This window comes from Paenibacillus sp. GbtcB18 (assembly GCF_019091125.1).
In the GTDB taxonomy this organism is placed as follows: Bacteria; Bacillota; Bacilli; order Paenibacillales; family NBRC-103111; genus Paenibacillus_F; species Paenibacillus_F chitinolyticus.
Window position 1 is genome coordinate 1 of record NZ_JAGXJX010000038.1, and the last position, 2828, is coordinate 2828.

General features: G+C 42.0%; 1 protein-coding gene. It reads left to right on the forward strand.

Annotation, left to right across the window (positions count from 1 at the left end):
* The coding region (locus KVT34_RS29270; RefSeq protein WP_217563191.1) for a beta-ketoacyl synthase N-terminal-like domain-containing protein at positions 1 to 2828 on the forward strand (2828 nt) is incomplete at both ends.

The following is a 2828-nucleotide window of genomic DNA, read 5'->3' on the forward strand; positions in this document are numbered from 1 at the left end:
GGACACACCGATCAGGGCGTGGTATTTCCGTTGATTCCTTCGGTAATTGCCTTAAAAGAGGAATTGAGAAGTAACTATCAGTATCAAGATGAAATACTAATCGGATGTGGAGGCGGAATAGGAACGCCCGAGGCAATTGCTGCTGCGTTTATGCTGGGAGCGGATTTTGTTTTCACGGGTTCCATTAATCAATGCACGGTAGAGAGCGGAGCGCACGAAGCAGTGAAAGATATCCTAAATAAAGTATCCATTCACGATACGGCGATAACAGTTGCTGGGGATATGTTTGAAATCGGGGCAAAAGTGCAAGTCGTGAAAAAGTACACCAAATTTCATGCGAGAGCAAATAAATTATATCAACTATTTATGCAGTACAACTCGATTGAAGATATACCGCAACAAGTTAGAACTGAAATTGAATCCAAATATTTCAAGAGGTCGTTTTCTGATGTTTGGGATTTGATTTGCGAATATAAAAAAGAAAAGAATCCAATCGAACTTCAAGAAGCTGCGGAAAATCCGCGAACAAAGATGGCTCTCATTTTTAAATGGTATTTCGCCTATTGTAACCAGTTAACCTTGCGTGGTGAAATTTCGGAAATAGATAACTTCAAAATATATTGTGGTCCTGCCATGGGGGCGTTTAATTTATGGGTTAAAGGTACCCCCTATGAGCATTGGAGCAATCGGAATGTAGATAAAATTGCTGATTTGTTAATGTATAATGCGTGCGAAATGATAGAGAGAAAGAACTTTTATAACAAGGTTATGCAGCATGATACAAATGTAAATACATCGGATGGTGATTGCACTGGTATTGCCATTATAGGTATGTCAGGGAAGTTCCCCATGTCGGAAAGCTTAGCCGATTATTGGAATAATATAGCTGAAGGCAGAAATTGTGTATCTGAAATTCCTGAATCAAGATGGTCTATTGACCAATATTATGATCCAGATCCCAAAGTTCCCGGAAAAACGACTTCTAAATGGATGGGTTGCCTAGATAACATCGATAAGTTTGATGCGATGTTTTTTAACATCTCACCAGCTGAAGCAGAGTTAATGGATCCACAACAACGTTTGTTTTTAGAGAGCTGTTGGAGTTGTTTTGAAGATGCCGGGATCAATATTTCGAAATTATCCGGTACTCGATGTGGGGTTTTTGCAGGATGTTCAGCCGGTGATTATGGATCGCTAATCGGAGAAAGCGGAAATGATGCTTTTAGACTTATAGGGAATGCGCCTTCTATTCTTAGTGCACGAATATCATACTTGTTAAACCTTAAAGGTCCTTCAATGTCGATTGATACAGCTTGTTCTTCTTCCTTAGTGGCCATTGCCGAAGCTTGCAATAGTCTCGTTTTAAAGACTAGTGACATGGCACTAGCTGGAGGGGTATCCATTATGACAGGTCCAGCTATACATATAATGACAAGCAAAGCAGGTATGCTTTCCAAGGACGGACGATGTTACACCTTTGATAACCGAGCAAATGGCTTTGTGCCAGGGGAAGGTGTTGGAGTCGTCTTATTGAAACGCCTTTCGGACGCAATAAAAGATGGTGACCGCATTTATGGAGTCATCCGTGGGTGGGGGGTCAATCAAGACGGGAAGACTAACGGGATAACTGCACCAAGCGCCATCTCACAATTAAATCTTGAGAAAGAAGTTTACGAAAAATTTCAAATCAACCCGGAGTCGATTTCCATGATAGAAGCCCATGGAACGGGAACCAAATTGGGAGATCCCATTGAAGTAGAAGCATTAAAAGAATCATTCCAATTATTCACCGATAAAAAGCATTACTGCGCTTTAGGCTCTGTTAAAAGTAATATCGGACACTTACAAGCAGCGGCCGGTGTAGCTGGTGTAATTAAAGTGTTACTTGCTATGAAACATCGTAAGTTACCCCCTACAATTAATTATGAGAATCTCAATGAACATGTCATAATACATGATAGTCCATTTTATGTTAATACTGAACTAGTACCTTGGGAAAATCATGAGGGTTCTCTCCCGAGACGGGCGTGTGTAAGTTCATTTGGATTCAGTGGAACAAACTCCCATATGGTTATAGAAGAATATAACCCTAGTGCTGCTAGCGACACACCGGCTATCGTGAAAAATGAAAGGGCATTGTTTGTGTTATCTGCAAAAACTGAAGAGCGATTAAAAGAATACGCTCGGAGGCTTAAAACATATATAACAGAGCATATACAACTGGATTTGAGAGATATCGCTTATACGTTACAAATCGGCCGCGAGACGATGCAACACCGTTTTGCGTATATTTTCGATTCCAAGCATGATTTAATTCAGGCTTTAGATTTATTTTCAAATAATTTACCGGTTAACGATATGCTGACAAATGTTTGGCAACATGAAAGTAATTTGACCGACAACAAATATGACTTTGAGAACATCCCGAATTCTAATCAAATAGATTTAAAGAGCTTAGCAGAGTTGTGGGTAAAGGGAGGACAAGTAGAGTGGGGCAAACTTTACGAGGGCCAGAAACCGAGGCGGCTCAGTCTTCCCACTTATCCTTTTGCAAGAGAACGTTATTGGGTGCCGATGGGGGAAGGGGAAAGCGCCGTCATTCCGGGGACACATCATCCTGCACAGGCAGACAAGCTGCATCCGTTGCTGCATGAGAATATATCGGACCTATGGGAGCTAAAATATCGCTCGCGATTTACGGGAGAAGAATTTTACTTGTCGGATCATATGATAAACGGGCAGCGGATATTGCCGGGGGCCGCCTACCTTGAAATGGCCCGGGAGGCCGCGGTACGGGGAGCGTGTCTGCCCGGGGCGGATTCGGTCGT